18 protein-coding genes are annotated in these 17,590 nt (G+C 68.4%); 6 read left to right on the forward strand and 12 right to left on the reverse strand.

Annotated elements, in window-relative coordinates; genetic code table 11:
* The first annotated feature begins 56 nt into the window (after positions 1 to 56).
* The 3 genes from ASG64_RS02190 (at position 57) to ASG64_RS02200 (ending at position 2,832) form a co-directional block, all read left to right on the forward strand.
* Positions 57 to 572 carry a PH domain-containing protein gene (locus ASG64_RS02190; RefSeq protein WP_056069586.1) on the forward strand — a complete coding sequence of 172 codons (516 nt, stop codon included), beginning with the start codon at positions 57 to 59 and terminating at the stop codon, positions 570 to 572.
* 65 nt (positions 573 to 637) lie between these two features.
* Positions 638 to 2,077, forward strand: a complete 1,440-nt coding sequence (locus tag ASG64_RS02195) for a PH domain-containing protein (protein WP_082518294.1) — start codon at positions 638 to 640, stop codon at positions 2,075 to 2,077.
* A complete protein-coding gene (locus tag ASG64_RS02200) occupies positions 2,074 to 2,832 on the forward strand; it encodes a uracil-DNA glycosylase (RefSeq protein ID WP_056069593.1) in 759 nt (252 codons plus the stop codon). Before ASG64_RS02195 ends, ASG64_RS02200 begins: the two co-directional genes overlap by 4 nt.
* Here the strand turns inward: ASG64_RS02200 and ASG64_RS02205 are convergent.
* From ASG64_RS02205 to ASG64_RS02225, 6 genes are all read right to left on the reverse strand, one after another.
* Complete coding sequence (locus ASG64_RS02205) at positions 2,783 to 3,196, reverse strand: hypothetical protein (protein WP_042576408.1); 414 nt, start codon at positions 3,194 to 3,196, stop codon at positions 2,783 to 2,785. The genes ASG64_RS02200 and ASG64_RS02205 overlap by 50 nt on opposite strands.
* A 37-nt stretch (positions 3,197 to 3,233) precedes the next feature.
* Entirely contained in the window at positions 3,234 to 3,386 is a 153-nt protein-coding gene (locus tag ASG64_RS21835; RefSeq protein ID WP_197074840.1) for a hypothetical protein, read from the reverse strand.
* A gap of 114 nt (positions 3,387 to 3,500) precedes the next feature.
* The gene (mshB, locus tag ASG64_RS02210; protein ID WP_156388315.1) at positions 3,501 to 4,379 is read right to left on the reverse strand and encodes an N-acetyl-1-D-myo-inositol-2-amino-2-deoxy-alpha-D-glucopyranoside deacetylase; all 879 of its coding nucleotides are present in this window, start codon (positions 4,377 to 4,379) and stop codon (positions 3,501 to 3,503) included.
* 17 nt (positions 4,380 to 4,396) lie between these two features.
* A complete protein-coding gene (locus tag ASG64_RS02215) occupies positions 4,397 to 6,145 on the reverse strand; it encodes an ABC transporter family substrate-binding protein (protein ID WP_056069599.1) in 1,749 nt (582 codons plus the stop codon).
* Between the two features lie 2 nt (positions 6,146 to 6,147).
* On the reverse strand, positions 6,148 to 8,079 hold the full coding sequence (gene typA, locus ASG64_RS02220) for a translational GTPase TypA (protein WP_042576411.1): 1,932 nt from the start codon (positions 8,077 to 8,079) through the stop codon (positions 6,148 to 6,150).
* A gap of 338 nt (positions 8,080 to 8,417) precedes the next feature.
* The gene (locus ASG64_RS02225; protein ID WP_042576429.1) at positions 8,418 to 8,786 is read right to left on the reverse strand and encodes a (deoxy)nucleoside triphosphate pyrophosphohydrolase; all 369 of its coding nucleotides are present in this window, start codon (positions 8,784 to 8,786) and stop codon (positions 8,418 to 8,420) included.
* 33 nt (positions 8,787 to 8,819) lie between these two features.
* Between ASG64_RS02225 and ASG64_RS21965 the strand changes: the two genes are divergently transcribed.
* On the forward strand, positions 8,820 to 9,104 hold the full coding sequence (locus tag ASG64_RS21965) for a 4a-hydroxytetrahydrobiopterin dehydratase (RefSeq protein ID WP_056069601.1): 285 nt from the start codon (positions 8,820 to 8,822) through the stop codon (positions 9,102 to 9,104).
* On the opposite strand, the gene ASG64_RS02235 is transcribed toward ASG64_RS21965, so the two are convergent.
* Positions 9,052 to 10,290 carry a mannosyltransferase gene (locus ASG64_RS02235; protein WP_056069604.1) on the reverse strand — a complete coding sequence of 413 codons (1,239 nt, stop codon included), beginning with the start codon at positions 10,288 to 10,290 and terminating at the stop codon, positions 9,052 to 9,054. The genes ASG64_RS21965 and ASG64_RS02235 overlap by 53 nt on opposite strands.
* A gap of 324 nt (positions 10,291 to 10,614) precedes the next feature.
* Between ASG64_RS02235 and ASG64_RS02240 the strand changes: the two genes are divergently transcribed.
* A complete protein-coding gene (locus ASG64_RS02240; protein ID WP_042576431.1) occupies positions 10,615 to 11,367 on the forward strand; it encodes an Rv1157c family protein in 753 nt (250 codons plus the stop codon).
* Positions 11,368 to 11,516: 149 nt separating this feature from the next.
* Here the strand turns inward: ASG64_RS02240 and ASG64_RS02245 are convergent, their stop codons facing one another.
* From ASG64_RS02245 to ASG64_RS02260, 4 genes are all read right to left on the reverse strand, one after another.
* Positions 11,517 to 12,245, reverse strand: a complete 729-nt coding sequence (locus ASG64_RS02245) for a DUF1906 domain-containing protein (protein ID WP_056069607.1) — start codon at positions 12,243 to 12,245, stop codon at positions 11,517 to 11,519.
* Between the two features lie 136 nt (positions 12,246 to 12,381).
* Complete coding sequence (locus ASG64_RS02250) at positions 12,382 to 13,155, reverse strand: site-2 protease family protein (RefSeq protein ID WP_056069611.1); 774 nt, start codon at positions 13,153 to 13,155, stop codon at positions 12,382 to 12,384.
* An 18-nt stretch (positions 13,156 to 13,173) separates the two neighbouring features.
* Complete coding sequence (locus ASG64_RS02255) at positions 13,174 to 14,508, reverse strand: WS/DGAT domain-containing protein (protein ID WP_056069614.1); 1,335 nt, start codon at positions 14,506 to 14,508, stop codon at positions 13,174 to 13,176.
* 1 nt (position 14,509) lies between these two features.
* On the reverse strand, positions 14,510 to 14,989 hold the full coding sequence (locus tag ASG64_RS02260; RefSeq protein WP_042576415.1) for an SRPBCC family protein: 480 nt from the start codon (positions 14,987 to 14,989) through the stop codon (positions 14,510 to 14,512).
* Between the two features lie 22 nt (positions 14,990 to 15,011).
* Here ASG64_RS02260 and ASG64_RS02265 point away from each other — a divergent pair, with 22 nt between their 5' ends.
* A complete protein-coding gene (locus ASG64_RS02265; protein WP_235579461.1) occupies positions 15,012 to 17,213 on the forward strand; it encodes a molybdopterin-dependent oxidoreductase in 2,202 nt (733 codons plus the stop codon).
* Between the two features lie 6 nt (positions 17,214 to 17,219).
* On the opposite strand, the gene ASG64_RS02270 is transcribed toward ASG64_RS02265, so the two are convergent.
* The gene (locus ASG64_RS02270) at positions 17,220 to 17,585 is read right to left on the reverse strand and encodes a VOC family protein (protein WP_056069617.1); all 366 of its coding nucleotides are present in this window, start codon (positions 17,583 to 17,585) and stop codon (positions 17,220 to 17,222) included.
* Positions 17,586 to 17,590 lie beyond the last annotated feature (5 nt).

Raw genomic sequence — 17,590 nt, forward strand, 5'->3', positions numbered from 1 at the left:
ACCGCTCGATCATGCGCCCTCCGGCCGGAGGTGTGCCACAGCAGGGGTGATGCGACGTGTCCGAAGCGAACGACTACGTCATCGTCGATCCGGCGAACAGCGTCGATCCGCGGGCGAAGGTGCTCTGGACCGTCACGGCGGCGGCGATGTGGGCGCCGGCCGTGATCGCCGTGATCGTGTGGGCCGTCGTCCTCGCCGTGGCCGTCGACCGGCCCGCCTGGATGCCCGTCGTCCTGGTGGGAATTGCGGTGGCCGTCCTCGCCGCCGTGCACGTCGTCGTCGCGCCGCGGTGGCGTTACCGCGTGCACCGCTGGGAGCTCAGCGAGACGGCGGTCCATACCCGCACGGGATGGTTCACCCAGGAACGCCGTATCGCGCCCCTCTCGCGCGTCCAGACGGTGGACACCGAACGGGGACCGTTCGATCGCGCACTCGGCCTCGCCACCGTGACCGTGACGACGGCGTCGTCGGCCGGGGCGTTGGAGATCGTCGGATTGGATCTCGCGACTGCAGAACGAACGGTGGCTGCGATCACCGGCGCCGCGGCACGGTCCCGCGGGGACGCCACGTGACGACGCCCTGGCCGAACCGACAGGTACCCGTCGACGAGCTTCCCTGGCTCAGACTCGACTCGCGCATGCTCCTGATCCACCCGATCACCGAACTCGTGCGTCTGCTTCCGGTGCTGGCGATCTCGCTCGTGCTCGGCTCGCAGAGCGGCAACCACGTGTGGGGTCTGATCGTGGTCGCCCTGGCGGTCGGGGCGGCGATGCTCCGGTGGTTCACCACGGGCTACCGCGTCGGAGCGGACGATGTCCAGCTGCGGCGGGGCCTCTTGCGTAGGACGGTTCTGTCCATCCCGCGCGGCCGGATACGCAGCGTGGACGTCCGGGCAGGACCGCTGCACCGTCTTCTCGGCCTCTCCATCCTCACGGTGGGGACCGGGCTGCAGAAGTCCGACCGCTCCGACACGTTCGAGTTGAACGCACTGGCGTCCGACCTGGTGCCTGCCCTGCGCACCGAACTCCTGAGCGGCGATTCGGCGCCTCCCGACGTGGCGCTGACGGCGCATTCCCCCGAACGTGAAATTGCCCACTTCCGCACCGGCTGGGTCCGCTTCGCACCGTTCACGGCAACCGGAATCGTCGTCGTGGGCGCCGGCTTCGGACTCGTCTTCCAATCCGGGTTCGCGGGCGACGTCGCCTCGTCGTCCGCGGTGAACGAGAGCTATCAGGCGATCCTCCGACTCGGTGTCGTGGTCGCACTCGTGCTGGCGGCGCTGGCACTGCTGGTGGTGTCGAGCATCGTGTCCGTTCTGCGGTACCTCGTCGTCTACGGCAACCTCACCGTCACCGACGACGGCGAGCACCTGCGTATCGGACACGGGCTGCTGTCGACTCGGCACACCACCCTCGACCGGGACCGGCTCCGCGGTGCGTCTCTGCGTCGGCCACTGGTTCTGCGGTGGGCACGAGGTGCGCGGCTCGATGCGGTCATGACGGGTGTATCGGCGTCGGAGAAGGAATCGTCGCTCCTCCTGCCTCCCGCCCCGCTGAAAGACGCTCTCGGGACGATGAACGCCGTGCTGTCCGGTCTGCCCGGTCGGGCCGTCGCCGCGGTCCCGCTGCAGAGCCACGGACCGGCCGCGTTGCGACGCCGGCTCACGCGCGCCCTCGGACCGGTGGCGCTCGGTGCGCTCGCTCTCGCCGTGTACCGGTCGACGGGCAGGGAAGTTCCATTCGCAGCCTGGGTCGTCGCCGTCCTTCTCGCCGTCGCAGCGTGCGCGCTGGCCGTCGACAGATACCGCGCGCTTGGGCATCTCGCCGCTCCCGGTGTGCTGATCACCGAGCACGGAAGTCTGGACCGACGCCGCGTCGTGTTGGACACCGACGGTGTGGTGGCATGGGGTGTGCGCGAGACCTTCTTCCAACGCCGCGCCGGTGTCGCGACGGTGATCGCAGCAACCGCCGCCGGGACGGGCAGCTACCGCGTGATCGACGTTCCCGTCGACTGGAGTGCGTCCGTGATCGAGACCGCGAAACCCGGCTCCGGCGATATCTGGATCACGCGGCGATGACCCCGAGAACCATCGCGGAGCTCGATGCGGAGGTGTCCGAGTGCCGCGCCTGTCCCCGGTTGGTCGCGTGGCGCGAGCTGGTCGCGACCGAGAAGCGTGCCGCCTTCCGCGACGAGACCTATTGGGGACGACCCGTCCCCGGCTTCGGCCCCGCCGATGCCCGACTGCTCGTCGTCGGCCTCGCACCGGCGGCCCACGGCGCCAACAGGACCGGGCGCATGTTCACCGGCGACCGCAGCGGAGACGTGCTGTACGCGGCGATGCACGCCGTCGGGCTGGCCACGCAGCCCACCGCGTCGCACATCGGGGACGGCCTCGAACTGATCGGAACGCGCATCACGTCGCCGGTGCATTGCGCTCCCCCGGCCAACAAGCCCACCACCGAAGAGCGGGACCGGTGCCGACCGTGGCTCGAGACCGAGTTGCACATTCTCGCACCGACCGTTCGAGCGATCATGGTGCTCGGCGGTTTCGGGTGGCAGGCACTGCTTCCCGTGCTCGAGGGCGCGGGATGGGCGCTGCCGAGACCTCGCCCGAAGTTCGGTCACGGGGCACACGTCCTGCTCACCTCGCCGGCCGCGGACCTTCCCGATCTCCACCTGTTCGGGTGCTTCCACGTCAGCCAACAGAACACGTTCACCGGTCGACTGACGCCCGCGATGGTCGAGCAGGTGCTGGCCGAGGCCGCGGATGCAGCCGGCGTCGTCAGGGCTGACGCGCCGCGGCACCCAGCTGGTCGAACTGCGCGAACCTGAGGGAAAAGAGCTGGACGACGGGCGGGAAGACACCACCGGCTATCAACACCAACGTGCGCCAGTCGGACAGCAACAACACGTCTCCCCCCGGACCGCCGAACATCGCGAGAAGAAGGCCGGCGAAAAAGCCGGCGATCGGGAGCGCGGCCCGAGAGACGTTGCGAGAGACGGAGAATGCCACGCGGACGAGAACGACGTTGATCACACCGGCGAGGATGCCGCTCACCGGGAACGGCGTCTGTCCGAGATAGAGAGGGAGGAACAGCACAGCCGTCACCGCGCAGAGAAATCCGTCCAGAACCAAGGCGCCCACGATGGACGCCTTGATCCCGGACACCACGCCCTCCCCGGCGTGGCCCGTCATGCGATCACCGGCAGTGACGACGCCGGCCGAACCGATGTCAGCGAGGCGGGTAGCCGATGGAGGTGAGGAAGTTGCTGACGGTCGACGCGAAGCCGCCGACCACGTCGAGATAGATCTGACGCTGGATGTCGGCGGTGCCCCGCAGGGAATCCACGAACGCCACGACGGCGTTCTGCAGGTCGTAATTCATGGGTGAAGCTCCTTCGAATCGGTCCCACCGGGTACGTCCGACCCCGTCCGGTGGCGCGCATCACAGCATAACCCGGCGCAGCGCCCGCTTCGGACCGGCACGGTGGATGAGCCGTCACACGATTCCCGCGAACAGGTCGTTCTCGCGCCCCGACGTGTCCGTCGGCCCCGGCCGGCCACGCACCAGGATGTACTGCTCGTCCTCCAGGACGGGCTGCGCAATGTCGTTCGACAACGCGTAGGCGGCCCCCGATGCGGACACCGTCACCTGAGTTGCGTGCGCTCGCAACGCTTCTCGCTTCTGCTCGAGCACGGACCGCACGTCGACTGACGCGGTGACCGTGTCGTCCGGCACGCTGGGAAGCTCGCCCTCCGTCGGCATACGCCACTCCGACGGGACATCGCCCAGATCGTTCAGGCCCGCGACGAGTTGCGCGTGGCCCGTCACGGTCCAGTACATCTTCTGCACGGTCCACGCCGGACCGGATGCCGAGAACTGACCGGGATCCTCGCTGGCCTCGACGGCGAGTCCGGCAAGGCGGTGGACCTGCATGTGGTCGGGGTGCCCGTATCCCCCTTCGGGGTCGTACGCGACGACGACGTGCGGACGGACGTCGCGGATCACCTCGACCATGGCTCCGACCGCCTCGTCGTCGTCGGCGTTGACGAAGGCACGCGGGTGCCCCGCCGCAGGCGTACCGACCATGCCGGAGTCACGCCACCGTCCGGCACCGCCGAGAAACCGCGGGGGCCGACATCCGAGGGCCTGTAGAGCGACGGTCAGCTCGTGGATGCGGTAGCCGCCCAGTTGATCCGACCTGTCGGCCACCAGGCCGGCCCAGGTATCGCCGATCACTTCACCTTCCTCACCCAGGGAGCAGGTCAGGACGGTGACATCCGCGCCGGCCGCCACCGCGCGGGCGATGGTGCCGCCCGTCGTGATCGACTCGTCGTCGGGGTGAGCGTGGACGACCAGCAGTCGACGACCTCGCAGATCGAGAGAACCCTCGGTCACGGCGACACTCGCATCCAGGCGTCGGCGTCACCGAAGACACCGAGATCGATCGGTCCCGCCAGGGACGCGCCGGAGACACCGGGCCCCACGGCGACGACGGACCTGTCCTGCGCGATGGGCAGCACGGCGTTCAGAGCCCACAGTTGCCCTTGGACCGCGAGGACGGCGTCGGTCGGGTTCATCTCACCTCTCGTGCTCTGTTCGATGATCGGGTCCAGAGTCGGATCGCACAGACCGGACAGCGTGCCCGTCGACACCGGGTCGGCGTCGTCCGCCGTCGCCGTTCCTTCGAGTTGAGCTGCCGCGCAGCCGAACCGGGAGGCCAGGGCGGTGCCCGGATCCACGCCGACTCGACTCCATCCGACTATCGCGTCCACGGCGCCGCTCACCATCGCGGTGCCGTACAACTCCTCGGGGTCCGTCTGCGCGACGGTCGCGTCGATGCCCGCATCCCGGAGCTGATCGGCGGCCGTGTTCGCCACCGCCACCGCGATGGCGTCGTTTTCCGGTGCACCGATGACCATGGTCATCGTGCGGGACGCGCCGGGCACCGGTGTCGTGGTGGGAGTCGTCGTCTCCGCACTTGTCGGCGCAAGTGCCGGCGGGAGCGGAACCGGGGTGTAGCCGGCGTCGGCGAGCAGGCGCAGCGATTCGTCGCGAGGCACCGCGGACGGTGCGGTGGGCACGTAACCCGGCTGGGACGGCGAGAGAATCTGTGCGCGGACGGTGTCGGCGGGGGTACTGGTTCCCGACGCCACCGTGGACAGCAGATCGACGTCGAGAAGGCCCATGATGCCGCGTCGGACGTTCACGTCCGCCAGCGCCGGGACTCGACCGTTGAGCGTCAGTTCCAGTGCGCGCGAACGGAACTTGGTGTCGGTCCGGACGTTCGGGATGGCTCCCAACTGGGCCAGGGTCGCGGTCCCGCCCCGGACCTCCGCGATCTGGGCGTCGCCGGATCGCATCGAGTCGGCGAGTTGGGCGTCGCTTCCGCCGCGGCGGAGGAGTATCTGGTCGGGGGTGGCGGGAGAGCCCCAGAAGCGGTCGTTGCGCTCGAGTAGGATCTCGTCGCGGCCCCGGTCGATCGACTCGATGCGGAAGTGACCTCCGGAGACCGACACGTTGTCACGCAGTCCACGCTCGAAGCCTCCGAGCGAGTCCTTCAGCAGGTGCGACGGGAGCAGGTTCTCGAACAGTTCCCGCCAGGCGGGGTACGGCGAGGCCATCACGACGTTCACCGTCTTGCCGCCGTCCGCGGACTGCACGTCGGCGATGGCGTCGTATCCCGCGGGGTCCACCACGCCGGGTTGGTCGATCATCTGCTGCCACAGGTAGCGGAAGTCCTCGGCCGCGATGGGCGCACCGTCCGACCACTGCGACTCGTTGCGGAGTCGGTAGGTGATCGTGAACGGCGCCTGCGAGGTGACCTCGGCGGAGACGAGCAGCGACGCGTCGGGAAGCCACTCGATGCCTGTGCCGACCGCCGCGGGACGGAACGGGCTGGGTAACACCAGCGTCGACACCGCCGTGTTGGCGGGCGACTGGTCGGCGAGCAGGTGCGGGTTGAATCCCGTACCGACGTCGTCGATGGCGACGACGACCGGATTTCCGGTCGCTGCGGGCGCGGCCGGAGGGGTCGTCGTCGCCGTCTCGGTGCTCTGGATCGGCGGTGGCGGATCAGCCGTGCACGCCGACAACGCGAGCAGGGCAGCGGCGAGCGCCGCACCTACCCGCGCCACCGACATGATTACAGAGCAGCCTTGTCACGCGACTTGCTGCGCGAACGCTCACGCGCACGCTCGTTCGAGTCGAGGTGCACCTTGCGCACGCGGACGACCTCGGGTGTGACCTCGACGCACTCGTCGCCGGCACAGAACTCCATGGCCATCTCGAGGTCGAGCTTCTTCGGCTTGGCCAGGGTCTCCATCACGTCGGCGGACGACTGACGCATGTTGGTCAGCTTCTTCTCGCGGGTGACGTTGATGTCGAGGTCCTCCTGGCGCGGGTTGATGCCCACGACCATGCCCTCGTAGGTGTCGGCGCCGGGCTCGACGAAGAACGTTCCGCGATCGGCCAGCTGGATCATGGCGAACGGGGTGACGCTTCCCTGACGGTCGGACACGAGCGAGCCGGTGTGGCGCGCACGGATCTCGCCGGCCCACGGTGCGTAGCCGTGGAAGACGGCGTTGGCGATGCCGGTGCCGCGGGTGTCGGTGAGGAAGTCGGTGCGGAAGCCGATGAGGCCGCGCGAGGGGACGATGAACTCCATGCGAACCCAGCCTGCGCCGTGGTTCGTCATCTGGACCATCTTTCCCTTGCGCGCTGCGAGCAGCTGCGTCACGCCACCGAGGTACTCCTCGGGAGTGTCGATGGTCAGCTCTTCGAAGGGCTCGTGCAGCTTGCCGTCGACCTGGCGGGTGACCACCTGGGGCTTGCCGACGGTGAGCTCGAAGCCTTCGCGGCGCATCTGCTCGACCAGGATGGCGAGCGCGAGCTCTCCACGACCCTGGACCTCCCACGCATCGGGGCGACCGATGTCGAGGACCTTGAGCGAGACGTTGCCGATGAGCTCCTGATCCAGGCGCGCCTTGACCATGCGGGAGGTCAGCTTGTGGCCGCTGACGCGTCCGACGAGCGGGCTGGTGTTGGTGCCGATGGTGACCGAGATGGCCGGCTGGTCGACGGTGATGCGCGGCAGGGCGACCGGGTTCTCCAGGTCGGCGAGGGTGTCGCCGATCATGATGTCCGGGAAGCCCGCGACGGCGACGATGTCGCCCGCGACACCCTTCTGGCCGGGGACGCGCTCGACACCGATGGTGTTCAGCAGCTCCGTGATCTTGGTCTTCTGCACGACGGGTTCTCCGTCGACCTCGCGCATCCAGCTCACGGTCTGGCCCTTGTTCAGCTCACCGTTGTGGATACGGACCAGGGCGAGACGGCCCAGGAAGGCCGACGCGTCGAGGTTGGTGACGTGTGCCTGCAGCGGCGCGTCGACGTTGCCCTTGGGCGCCGGGATGTAGCTGAGCAGGATCTCGAAGAGCTCGTCGAGGTTCTCGGCGTCCGGTGCGTGGCCGTTCTCCGGCTGCTTGGTCGACGCCTTGCCCTCGCGGCCCGAGGCGTACAGGACCGGCAGGTCGAGTGCGAGCTCGGCAGCTTCGGATGCTTCGTCGTCGAGATCCGACGCGAGGTCGAGGAGCAGGTCGTGGCTCTCGGAGACGACCTCCTCGATGCGCGCGTCGGGACGGTCGGTCTTGTTGACCACGAGGATGACGGGGAGCGACGCGGCGAGCGCCTTGCGCAGCACGAAGCGCGTCTGCGGCAGCGGTCCCTCGGAGGCGTCGACGAGCAGCACGACACCGTCGACCATGGACAGGCCGCGCTCGACCTCGCCACCGAAGTCGGCGTGGCCGGGGGTGTCGATCACGTTGATGACGGTGATGCTGCCGTCGGCGTTGCGCTTGTGCACGGCCGTGTTCTTGGCCAGGATCGTGATGCCCTTCTCCTTCTCCAGGTCACCCGAGTCCATCACGCGGTCGATGGCCTCGGCGCGCTCCTCGAAGGCGCCGGACTGGCGGAGCATCGCGTCGACGAGCGTCGTCTTGCCGTGGTCGACGTGCGCGACGATGGCAACGTTGCGGAAGGTGGTGGGGACGGTCTGAAGTTCGGTGGGGCTGGTCACGCGGAAATCTCCTGGGTCGAATGCGGGGTGAAGAGCGAGCGGCTTCCTCTCCCAGAGAGCGCGCTGCGTCGCTGACGAGAAGTGCGACCGGATCAGTTTACTCGGTCGGGCCGGGTGACGGCGGTCACGCAGGCCTGCGGGCTTCTCACACAGGCTACCCTCACCAGGTGTCCTCGGCCTCGAAGGTTGCTCGCAGCAAGCCCAAGAAGAAGTGCTGCCGGAGCAAGGTCCGGTGTATGACCTGCCCGGTCGTGATCATGAAGATGAAGAAACTCGAGCAGGCCGGAGTGACCGGCAAGGACCTGAAGAAGGGCCTGAAGAAGGCCCGCGCGGCCTGACTACAGCAGGGCCGCGAGATCCGGCAGCCACGCCGTGTCCGCCGGCACCAGATCGACCGTGTGCAGATCCGCCCCGTCGACCCAGCGCAAGGCGTCGTGTTCGAGCGCCGTCGCCGTCCCCGAGAACCGGGTCACCGCGTAGGCACGGAGGACGAGACCGCCGTGCAACGGCACATCCGACCCGATCACCTCGCCGACCGTGACGTCGATACCCAGTTCCTCGCGCAGTTCACGAACGAGTGCGTCCTCGGGAGCCTCGCCCGGCTCCACCTTGCCGCCGGGCAGTTCCCACAGGCCCGCGAGCTCGGGAGGCGACGCGCGTTGTGCGAGGAGGAGCCGACCGTTCTCGACGAGAACTCCGGCTACCACCACGGTGGGTTCGAATGCTGGCACGATCGCAGTATGGCCGACTTGCTGAACGACACCGAGATCGACGACGCCCTGACCCGCCTGACCGACTGGACGCGCGACGGCGACTCCCTGGTCCGCACCGTCGAGTCCGCGACGTTCCTCGACGCGATCGAGTTGGTGCGCTCCGTCGCTCGGGAAGCCGAGAGCGCAGATCATCACCCGGACATCGACATCCGGTGGAAGAAGGTCACGTACCGCTTGTCGACGCATTCGAGCGGGGGGATCACCGGGAAGGACGTCCTGCTGGCAGGTGCGATCGATCGGCTCGCGCGCTGACTCGGCGCCCCATCACGGCGATCCAGACGAATAATGCGAGCGTTCCGACGGCGTAGACCGCTCCCGCGAGTGCGAGGGGCAGCGGTCGGGAGATATCCCAGATCGAGGGCTGGGCGAAGCTCAGGATCCACGGGACTCCGACGACCGTGACCACGAGCCAGTACCCGGCCAGCACCCGGGCACCCGGCGCGTGGGACAACGGGCCGTGCAGGAGCCAGATGAGCATCGGCACCACCCACACCCAGTGGTGTGACCAGGAGATCGGCGAGATCATGAGGCCGACGAACGAGACGATGACCAATGTCCCGAGGCGATCGTTCCGTCCGAGGGCGCGCCAGGCCAGGAACGCGGCGGTGAGGACGAGCACGGCCGCGACGATCCATACCGGGCCCTGACCGACGTCGTGGCCCGCCACTCGCGACAGCGCCCCGCGCAGGGACTGGTTCCAGACCGAGCCGACGGGACCGATGCGGTCGGCGTCGCCCAGCAAGGTCGTGAAGTAGGTCGTGGCGGCCGATCCCACGAGCAGGAAGCTCACCGCCACGGTCGCGGCGAATGCCACGGCAGAGAACGCCGCCGCCCGCCACCGTCTCTGCGCGAGGAAGTAGAGGCCGGTGATCGCGGGCGTGAGTTTGACGCCGGCGGCGATACCGACCAGCGCACCCGACAGCCACCATCTCGCGCTGCGTACCGCCAGCATCGCGAGGAGGACGAGGAAGACGTTGACCTGGCCGTAGTCCAAGGTCGTGCGCATCGATTCGGTCCACAGTCCGACGGTCGTCCAGAGCAGAGCCGCGCGGCGCCACGAGGGCGAGTCGGCCAGATCCCCGCCGACCATGCGCAGCGCGAGACGCACCACCGCGTACAGCGCGGCGATGGTCGCAATCATCCACAGAGCCCCGACGAGAGCGAAGGGAAGGAAGTGCAGCGGGTAGAACACGACGGCGGCGAACGGCGGGTACGTGAACGGAAGCGGGAAGTCCGGAGTCTCGTCGGAGTAGGTGAAGTCGTAGAGCGAGCCGCCGAACAGGCCCGCCGAACCGTCGACGTAGACGTGGAGATCCACCCAGTTGCTGCCGTTGGGGGTGAAGAGTGTCCACACCACGCGCAGGATCAGGGACACCACCAGTAGTGCGGGTGCCGCCGTCAGCAGGGCGCGCGTAGCGGAACGCCGTACTTCACTCACTGGGATGCTCTTTCGATCGGCGGACCTGCGCAGCGTATCTGCCTCCGTCGACGCGTCGTCACCACCGGGACGTGACACGTCCCGCAACCGAGGCGTCGGACATTGTCACGCGACACGACTCACAGCCGTAACAATCGCATCACTGTTCACTTCCACAACACCCGTCACTCCATTAACAGACTAACGTCTTGTTCAGTGGGAACGACACGGGTCGATCGACCGAGGACCTGCTGTACAACCGTCGTCCCGTGTACATAGAGTGACCCCGCGCCCGGATGCCCGATTCGTCGGACCGGGTACGCAGTGAGAGAAACGGGGATGGGAATGCAGCACATCAGGTTCGGGACGCGTCGAGTTCTGGGCGGAATCGCGCTCGCGGCGTCGTGCGCGTTCGTCGCACCCGCTGTCGCAGGAGCCGCTCCGGCCCCCGTCATGCCGCTCCCGGCCGACGTTCCGGTCGTTCCCGGATACGAGGCTCTCGCTGCCCTCGCCCCCGCACTTCTGGACGCCGCCGAGCAGGACGCCGCGTCACCGCAGAGCGATCTGTTGATGCGAGCGAAGGTCCTTCTCGCTACCGCTCCCCTGTCGGATCAGGCGAAGCGAATTTTGACGAGCATCATCACGTTCCTCGACGGCAGCGCCGGCGGTGGCCCGGACATCCCCACGGACGGGCCGGTCATCGCCCAGTTCTTCTACCCCACCGTGGGCAAGGGCTGCATCTCGGCGACGGCCGACTCGGTCGCCAGCGCGCTCGCCGTTCCCGGACCGGCCCAGTTGCCGCCTCCCGGACCCGGCACCGGCCAGACCGGCTTCGTCTTCACCGCGCTGGGTACCGCGCCGCTCGCCGACACCCAGGCGGCGCCGCTGACCGCCAACTGGGTCAATGTGGACACCGGCCGCACGGGTGCCACCGTGTTGACGGGCGCGGCCGGGATCAACCCGGACGGTCCCGCGACGCTGTCGGCCATCGCCGATACCGGCAAGGGACGCGTGCTCGCAGCCGTGTCCGGGTCGATCTCGACCGAGGCCGGCATCACGTGCAGCTTCCTGCCGACCATCGGCGCGTTCGTCGCCTGACGGTCAGGAACCGAACGCGGCCGAAATCTGCGTGTAGATGGCTCCGGCAATCGCGTACAGGTAGTCGATGAGTTCCATGATTCCTCCGTGGTGGTTTCCGGTACAACACTGTGGGTGTGACAGATGTGTCGTGAGGTACGGCTGAGGCGTTACGCCGACAGGCTCCACTGTCCGTAGTCCTCACGCAGAACGTTGTTGATGTCCACGCCGACGCCGTCGATCGCGCCCTTGTCGATCTGCACCTGATGCAGGTGGGCCGCCGGGTTGACGTACCCCTTCGGCGTGCCCCAGTTGTGCTGCCAGTACCAGGCGCCGAGTCCTGCTGCTCGCGCAAGATCGATGGTGGGTGAGTTGGCGTACACGCCGGTGTTCTCCGTGCCCACGATCGACTGCCACCCCAGCAGATACGGGGCGATCATCGTCGCGAACTCGACGGGCGTCGGGTTGTCGTCGATCGAGGCGTAGATCGGTCGGTCGGCGGGTCCCCCTGCGGCAGTGTGCAACTCGAGTCCGCGAGTCGCGTGCTTCACGCCGGCCGCGAAGCCGCCACGCCAATCCGCCGTCGCACCTTTACCGAACTGGTAGCACGAGACGACCTCGAGACCGGCCGCGGTGAGTTCCTCCGCCTCGTCGGCCGTCATCGGCTTTCCCGTCATCCATTCGGCGCCGGGACGGCGGTCGGAGACGTAGCGGATGGCGCCGATGTGCCCGGCGTCGGCGATCCCCTGTGCCGACGGGACTCCGCCCGCATAGTCCACGATCGTGCCGAGTACGACCGGGTCTGCGGAGGCGACCGCACGCGAGGCGACACCGGCGAGACCGACGGCCACCGACCCTGCAGCGGCATAGCGGAACAATTGGCGGCGCGATACGTGCACGGGTCTACCTCTCGATTCGTCCGGCGCGCCTCCCTCGACATGGCGGCTCGGACTGATAACTTCCGACGTTTTCCGGCGCCATTGCATCACAGACACCATCGACCTCGCTAGTTATCAGAGGCATCAGAAGACTCTCTCAGTACCACTGCGTCCAGAAACGAGTCAGGATGCCACCGCTCTGCGCCCACCCGGCCGGAACACCGGACACCTCGTACAGCGCGTAGACCGCGCCGAAGAACGCCTGATTGATCTGCGGGACGAACAACAACGCGATGACGATCAGCACGCCGTACGGGCCGATGCGCGCGAACGATCGACGCGTCGACGGGGACAGGTAGGGCTCGATCGCCCCGAAACCGTCCAGGCCGGGCATCGGGATCAGGTTCAGCACCACGGCGACCACCTGAAGGAACGCGAGGAAACTCATGCCGAACCAGAAGGACGGGTGCTCGCTGCCCGGCGCCCACACCGCGATGATCGCCAGAAGGACGACCGCGAGAACGAGATTGGCGAACGGGCCGGCCAGGGACACCGTCGTGCGCTGCCGCCTGGTCATGCCGCTGGTGTTCAGCCACACGGCGCCGCCCGGCAGACCGATTCCGCCGAGAGCCACGAAGATCAGCGGCAGCACGATCGACAGTCCCGGCACGGTGTACTTCAGCGGATTCAAGGTCAGGTAACCGCGGGCGGCCGTGTCGTGATCACCGAACCGCCACGCGGTCACCGCGTGGGCGAACTCGTGGAGGCACAGGGACACCACCCAACCACCGATGACGAGGACGAAGACACCCGCGTAGGACAGTGCGTCACCGGGCGTCGAGGACTGCCATGCCACAGCGCCACCGATCACCGCCACAGCCACGACAGCGAGGAAGACGGGGCTGGGTCGTACCGACGTGGACAGTGCCATGTCAGCAGCGTATGCGGGTCACCTGAGCGCTTCCCGCACTCGATGGACGGCTTCCCGCAGGCAGTCGGCGTACGCGTCGGCGTCCATGACGTCGTCGCTCGTCACGATCGACAGCGTCACGACCTCGCCGATCCCGTGCACTCCGTGCGTGATGCCGACGGTGGGTGACAGCGCCGGGAATCCGGCCGTGAGAATTACGGGCCGACCGTCCAGCGCGAGATCGGCAGGGCCTCTGTTCACGCTCGACACCACCGTGTGACCCGCCACTGTCGTCGGGGTCACCGACAGATCCGCACTGTCGACGTCGCGCCGGAGGATCACCGCGGGAACGGTCTCGGTCGCACGATCGCCCACCCCGAAGGCGGGGTGCTCCAGCCGTCGGCGCCGATCTCGCAGGGAGTCGTCGATCGCCCGTGCCCGAGCGCGGAGATCCTGCACGGACGGGTGCAGGTCCACCGCCGCGTTGTGAAAGGCGTTGGCAGCAGAGGTGGTTCGACCCTGCGGCGGTATGGCGATCATGACCTCGGCCCCGAGGTCGTCGGGAACCGGCTCGCCCAGGGACGCCAGATGCCGACTCATCGCGTCCGACACCACGACGAGCGCGGCCACGGTGACACTGACGGTGTCGGTGCGGAGGTCCGACGCCGGGCACACCACGCACCGGATGCGGATGGTTCCGCCTGCCGGACGGGACAGCACCGTCGGCGCACGGGGAAGCGGCGGACCGGGGATGACGCCGGCCGCCGTGTCGGCCGTGCGCCGACGATCGGCCACCACCGCCTCACGTGCGCGACGCACCATGCCGATCATCCGCGCGGGAAGCTCGACGGCACCACGCGCGATTGCGAGGGGCGCCGGCAGCACCACCGTGCGCACCGCCGGTGACGGCTCCTCGGACAGCAGCGCGCGAGCCAGCGCAGACACCCGCGCGCCGTCTCCCAGGACGTGCGCCATCTGCACGACGAGCACCGTTGCCGGCCCCGTCGTGCGGGGCACCCCGTCGACGCACGGGTACAGATGCATGCGCCACGGCTCGCGGCGCGGGTCGACTTGATCCTCGAAGGTCTCCGCCACCCGGTCGAGGCACTCCTGCCACGTCCGGCCGGCATGGACTCGGACCCGGTCGCGGGTCACGTCCGTGGGCACCCAGTAGGGGTAGTCGGCCGTCCACCGCGTTTCGCGCAGACGGACTGCCAGCCCGTCTACCACGCGCGCCCGACGCACGAGAGCCGTGGTGACGGCGTCCGGGTCGTCGAGCACACCGTCGACCGCGTAGAGCAGGAACTGGTCGCTCGGCAGGCGCCGCGACAGCCAGTACATGCGGGCGTCGGTGGCCGTGAGCCGACCGGTCACATCAACGGCCCTGCTGCTCCGCCTGCAGCTTCAGCGCGGCGAGTCCCTTGTCGAAATCCCTGCCGATGAACTTGTCCATCGGCACGATCTTCCCGATGAGCCGCGCGACGACGTTCTGCTGTCCCGTCATCCGCCACGTCACCTCGGTGCCGCTTCCTGCCGGTGACAGCAGGAACGTGGTCACGTTGGTGGCCTTGAACGGCTTCGTGAACAGCAGATCGAGCACGACACGGTCGTCCGTCGATTCCACGATGGTCATCGACCCGGCGCCGGCCTTGCGATTACCGGACCACGCGTAGGACGCCCCCACCCCCGACTCCGACCCGCTGTAGGTGCGGGACAGATCGGGGTCGCTGCCCTCCCACGGCGACCAGGACGTCCACCGGTGCAGATCGTCGAGGAAACCGTGCACGGTCGACGCCGGAGCGTCGACGAGGATCGAACGTTCGATCACGAACCCTTGGGATCTGTCGGTGGCCATGGGGTGATGGTAGAGCGCGATCGTGCCCGTCGCCGAAGCCCGACCGGTAGGTTCCCTCACGGGGGTGGTGATGGACGACGAGCAGCGCAAGCTCGGCACGTGCTCACTGTGTGAGGCCATGTGCGGGCTGACGTTCACGGTGCGCGGGGCCGCGGTCACCTCGACGCGCGGGGACACCGCAGATCCACTCGCACGTGGTCACCTGTGCCCCAAAGCGCTCGCGCTGCAGGATCTTCACACCGACCCGGACCGACTACGGCGTCCTGTGCGCCGCGCCGGCGACCGATGGGTGGAGATCGAGTGGGACGAGGCCTACGACCTCGTCGTGACCGCGTTGGTCGACACGCGCACCCGACACGGTGCCGATGCAGTGGGTCTCTACTGGGGTAATCCGACGGCGCACAGCCTCGGTGCCCTCACCCACGGTGTCGGCGGATTCTTCCCCCTACTGCGCACCCGTAACAGTTTCTCCGCCACGTCCCTCGACAGCCTGCCGCACTTCCTGACGCATCGACTCCTGTACGGCCATCAGCTGCTGGCACCGATTCCCGACATCGATCGCACCGACTTCCTTCTCGTCGTCGGAGCCAATCCGGTGGTCTCCCAGGGCAGCATGATGTCGGTGCCGGATGTCCGGAACCGCCTCGCGGCACTGCGGGCGCGCGGCGGTCGCCTCGTCGTGATCGACCCCCGACGCACCGAGACCGCGGCCGTCGCCGACGCCCACCACTTCGTCCGACCGGGCACCGACGCCTTCCTGCTCCTCGCGCTGCTGCACACGATCCTGGGCGACGGGCCGGTCCGTATAGCGTCGTACGTCGACTCCGTGTCCGAGGTCGCCGCCATGGTGACCACCTTCACCCCGGAGGCGGTGGCACCCATCGTCGGCATCGAGGCCGACGAGATCCGCTCGCTGGCACGAGCTTTCGCTGCAGCCGACTCGGCGGTCGCACACGGTCGTATGGGTGTCTCCACGCAGCGACACGGCGTGGTGTGCCAGTGGGCTCTTCAGGTCCTGACCATCGTGACGGGCAACCTCGACCGACCCGGCGGCGCGCTCTTCGCCTCCCCCGCCGCAGATCTCGTCCGTACCGGTGTCATGAGTCGCGGCGACCTCGGGCATCACCCCTCCCGCGTGCGCGGCCTCCCCGACTTCGACGGTGAGCTCCCGTCCGCCACCCTCGCGGACGAGATCGCGGAACCCGGGGACGGGCGGATCCGGAGCCTCGTGGTGTCGGCCGGCAACCCGGTCCTGTCCTCGCCCGGCGGATCCCGGCTGGACGATCTGCTGCCGACCCTCGACTTCATGGTGGCGATCGATCTCTATATCAACGAAACCACCCGGCACGCCGACGTCATCCTCCCGCCGTCGTCGGCGCTCACGCGTGACCACTACGACCTGTTCCACCATCACTTCGCGGTGCGGAACACCAGTCGCCTGACGCCGCCGGTACTCCCGCAGGGGCCGGGTGAGAAACAGGACTGGGAAATCTTCCGGGATCTCGGGCTGCTCTATCGGCGGCGAGTCGCCGCGCGCGGACGCGCCCGCGTCCGCCGCCTCCTGGATCCCCGGGAGTGGAACACGACACTGCGGCTGCGCATCTCCCCGCTCCGCAGTCTCGACCTGCTGTTGCGGGCGAGTCGCCGCGGCGTGTCGCTACGGGCACTGCGTCGGCAACCGCACGGCATCGACCTCGGCCCGCTCGCACCCTCGCTCCCCCGCCGACTGCAGACGCCGGACAAACGGATCCCGCTGATGCACGACGTGATCACGACGGCAGTGGCCACACTTCGCGCCGAGCTGGTGTCCCCGCCTACCCTCGACCCCGACGAGCTGTTGCTCATCGGGCGACGACACCTGCGCAGCAACAACTCGTGGCTGCACAACTCGGCACGGCTGGTCAAGGGTGCGGAGCGGCACCATCTGCTGGCGCATCCCGCCGATCTCGCGGCACGCGGGCTCGAGTCGGGCGAGACGGTGGCGGTGGAGTCTCGCTCGGGGCGCGTCATGATCGAGGTGCGCGCCACCGACACCGTCATGCGCGGCGTCGTGAGCATCCCGCACGGCTACGGCCACCGCCGCCCGGGGGTACTGCTCTCGGTCGCCGCCGCGGTGCAGGGCGAGAGCGCCAACGACCTCACGGATCCCACCGTCACCGAGTCGGTCACCGCGACCGCAGTCTTCACCGGTGTGCCGGTGCGCGTGTCCCGAGCGACGACCTGAGCGCTGTCAGTCCCGCCTGCACAGGCAGAAGAGATGACCGACCGGGTCCTGCAGGACACGGAAACCGGGATGTTCGGCATCGTCGTCCAGCACGCGCGCTCCCAGATTCACGGCGAACGCCTCGGCTGCATCCATGTCGTCGACGACGAAGTCGACGTGGATACGGATACCTTCGCGCGGCCAGTACAGGGGGACGAACTCCGGTGACTTCTGGAACGCCAACCGGAGACCCGGAGCCCCTTCGATCACCGTCCAGTCGGGATCGTCCTGCACCACCGACCATCCCAGCAGCTCGGTGTAGAAGCGCGCGAGTGCCACCGGATCGGGACAGTCGAGCACCGTGTAGTCCATGTCGATCGTGGGTCGTGTCATGTCCG

Origin of the sequence: Rhodococcus sp. Leaf247 (assembly GCF_001426185.1) — a bacterium.
Classification (GTDB): domain Bacteria; phylum Actinomycetota; class Actinomycetes; order Mycobacteriales; family Mycobacteriaceae; genus Rhodococcoides.

What these genes read in the sequence shown, in the direction of transcription:
- ASG64_RS02195 (WP_082518294.1), top strand. Translation starts at nt 638, where the DNA reads ATGCTCCTGATCCACCCGATCACCGAACTCGTGCGTCTGCTTCCGGTG.
- ASG64_RS02200 (WP_056069593.1), top strand. Translation starts at nt 2,074, where the DNA reads ATGACCCCGAGAACCATCGCGGAGCTCGATGCGGAGGTGTCCGAGTGC.
- ASG64_RS02205 (WP_042576408.1), bottom strand. Translation starts at nt 3,196, where the DNA reads ATGACGGGCCACGCCGGGGAGGGCGTGGTGTCCGGGATCAAGGCGTCC.
- ASG64_RS21835 (WP_197074840.1), bottom strand. Translation starts at nt 3,386, where the DNA reads ATGAATTACGACCTGCAGAACGCCGTCGTGGCGTTCGTGGATTCCCTG.
- ASG64_RS02215 (WP_056069599.1), bottom strand. Translation starts at nt 6,145, where the DNA reads ATGTCGGTGGCGCGGGTAGGTGCGGCGCTCGCCGCTGCCCTGCTCGCG.
- ASG64_RS21965 (WP_056069601.1), top strand. Translation starts at nt 8,820, where the DNA reads ATGGCCGACTTGCTGAACGACACCGAGATCGACGACGCCCTGACCCGC.
- ASG64_RS02240 (WP_042576431.1), top strand. Translation starts at nt 10,615, where the DNA reads ATGCAGCACATCAGGTTCGGGACGCGTCGAGTTCTGGGCGGAATCGCG.
- ASG64_RS02250 (WP_056069611.1), bottom strand. Translation starts at nt 13,155, where the DNA reads ATGGCACTGTCCACGTCGGTACGACCCAGCCCCGTCTTCCTCGCTGTC.
- ASG64_RS02260 (WP_042576415.1), bottom strand. Translation starts at nt 14,989, where the DNA reads ATGGCCACCGACAGATCCCAAGGGTTCGTGATCGAACGTTCGATCCTC.
- ASG64_RS02270 (WP_056069617.1), bottom strand. Translation starts at nt 17,585, where the DNA reads ATGACACGACCCACGATCGACATGGACTACACGGTGCTCGACTGTCCC.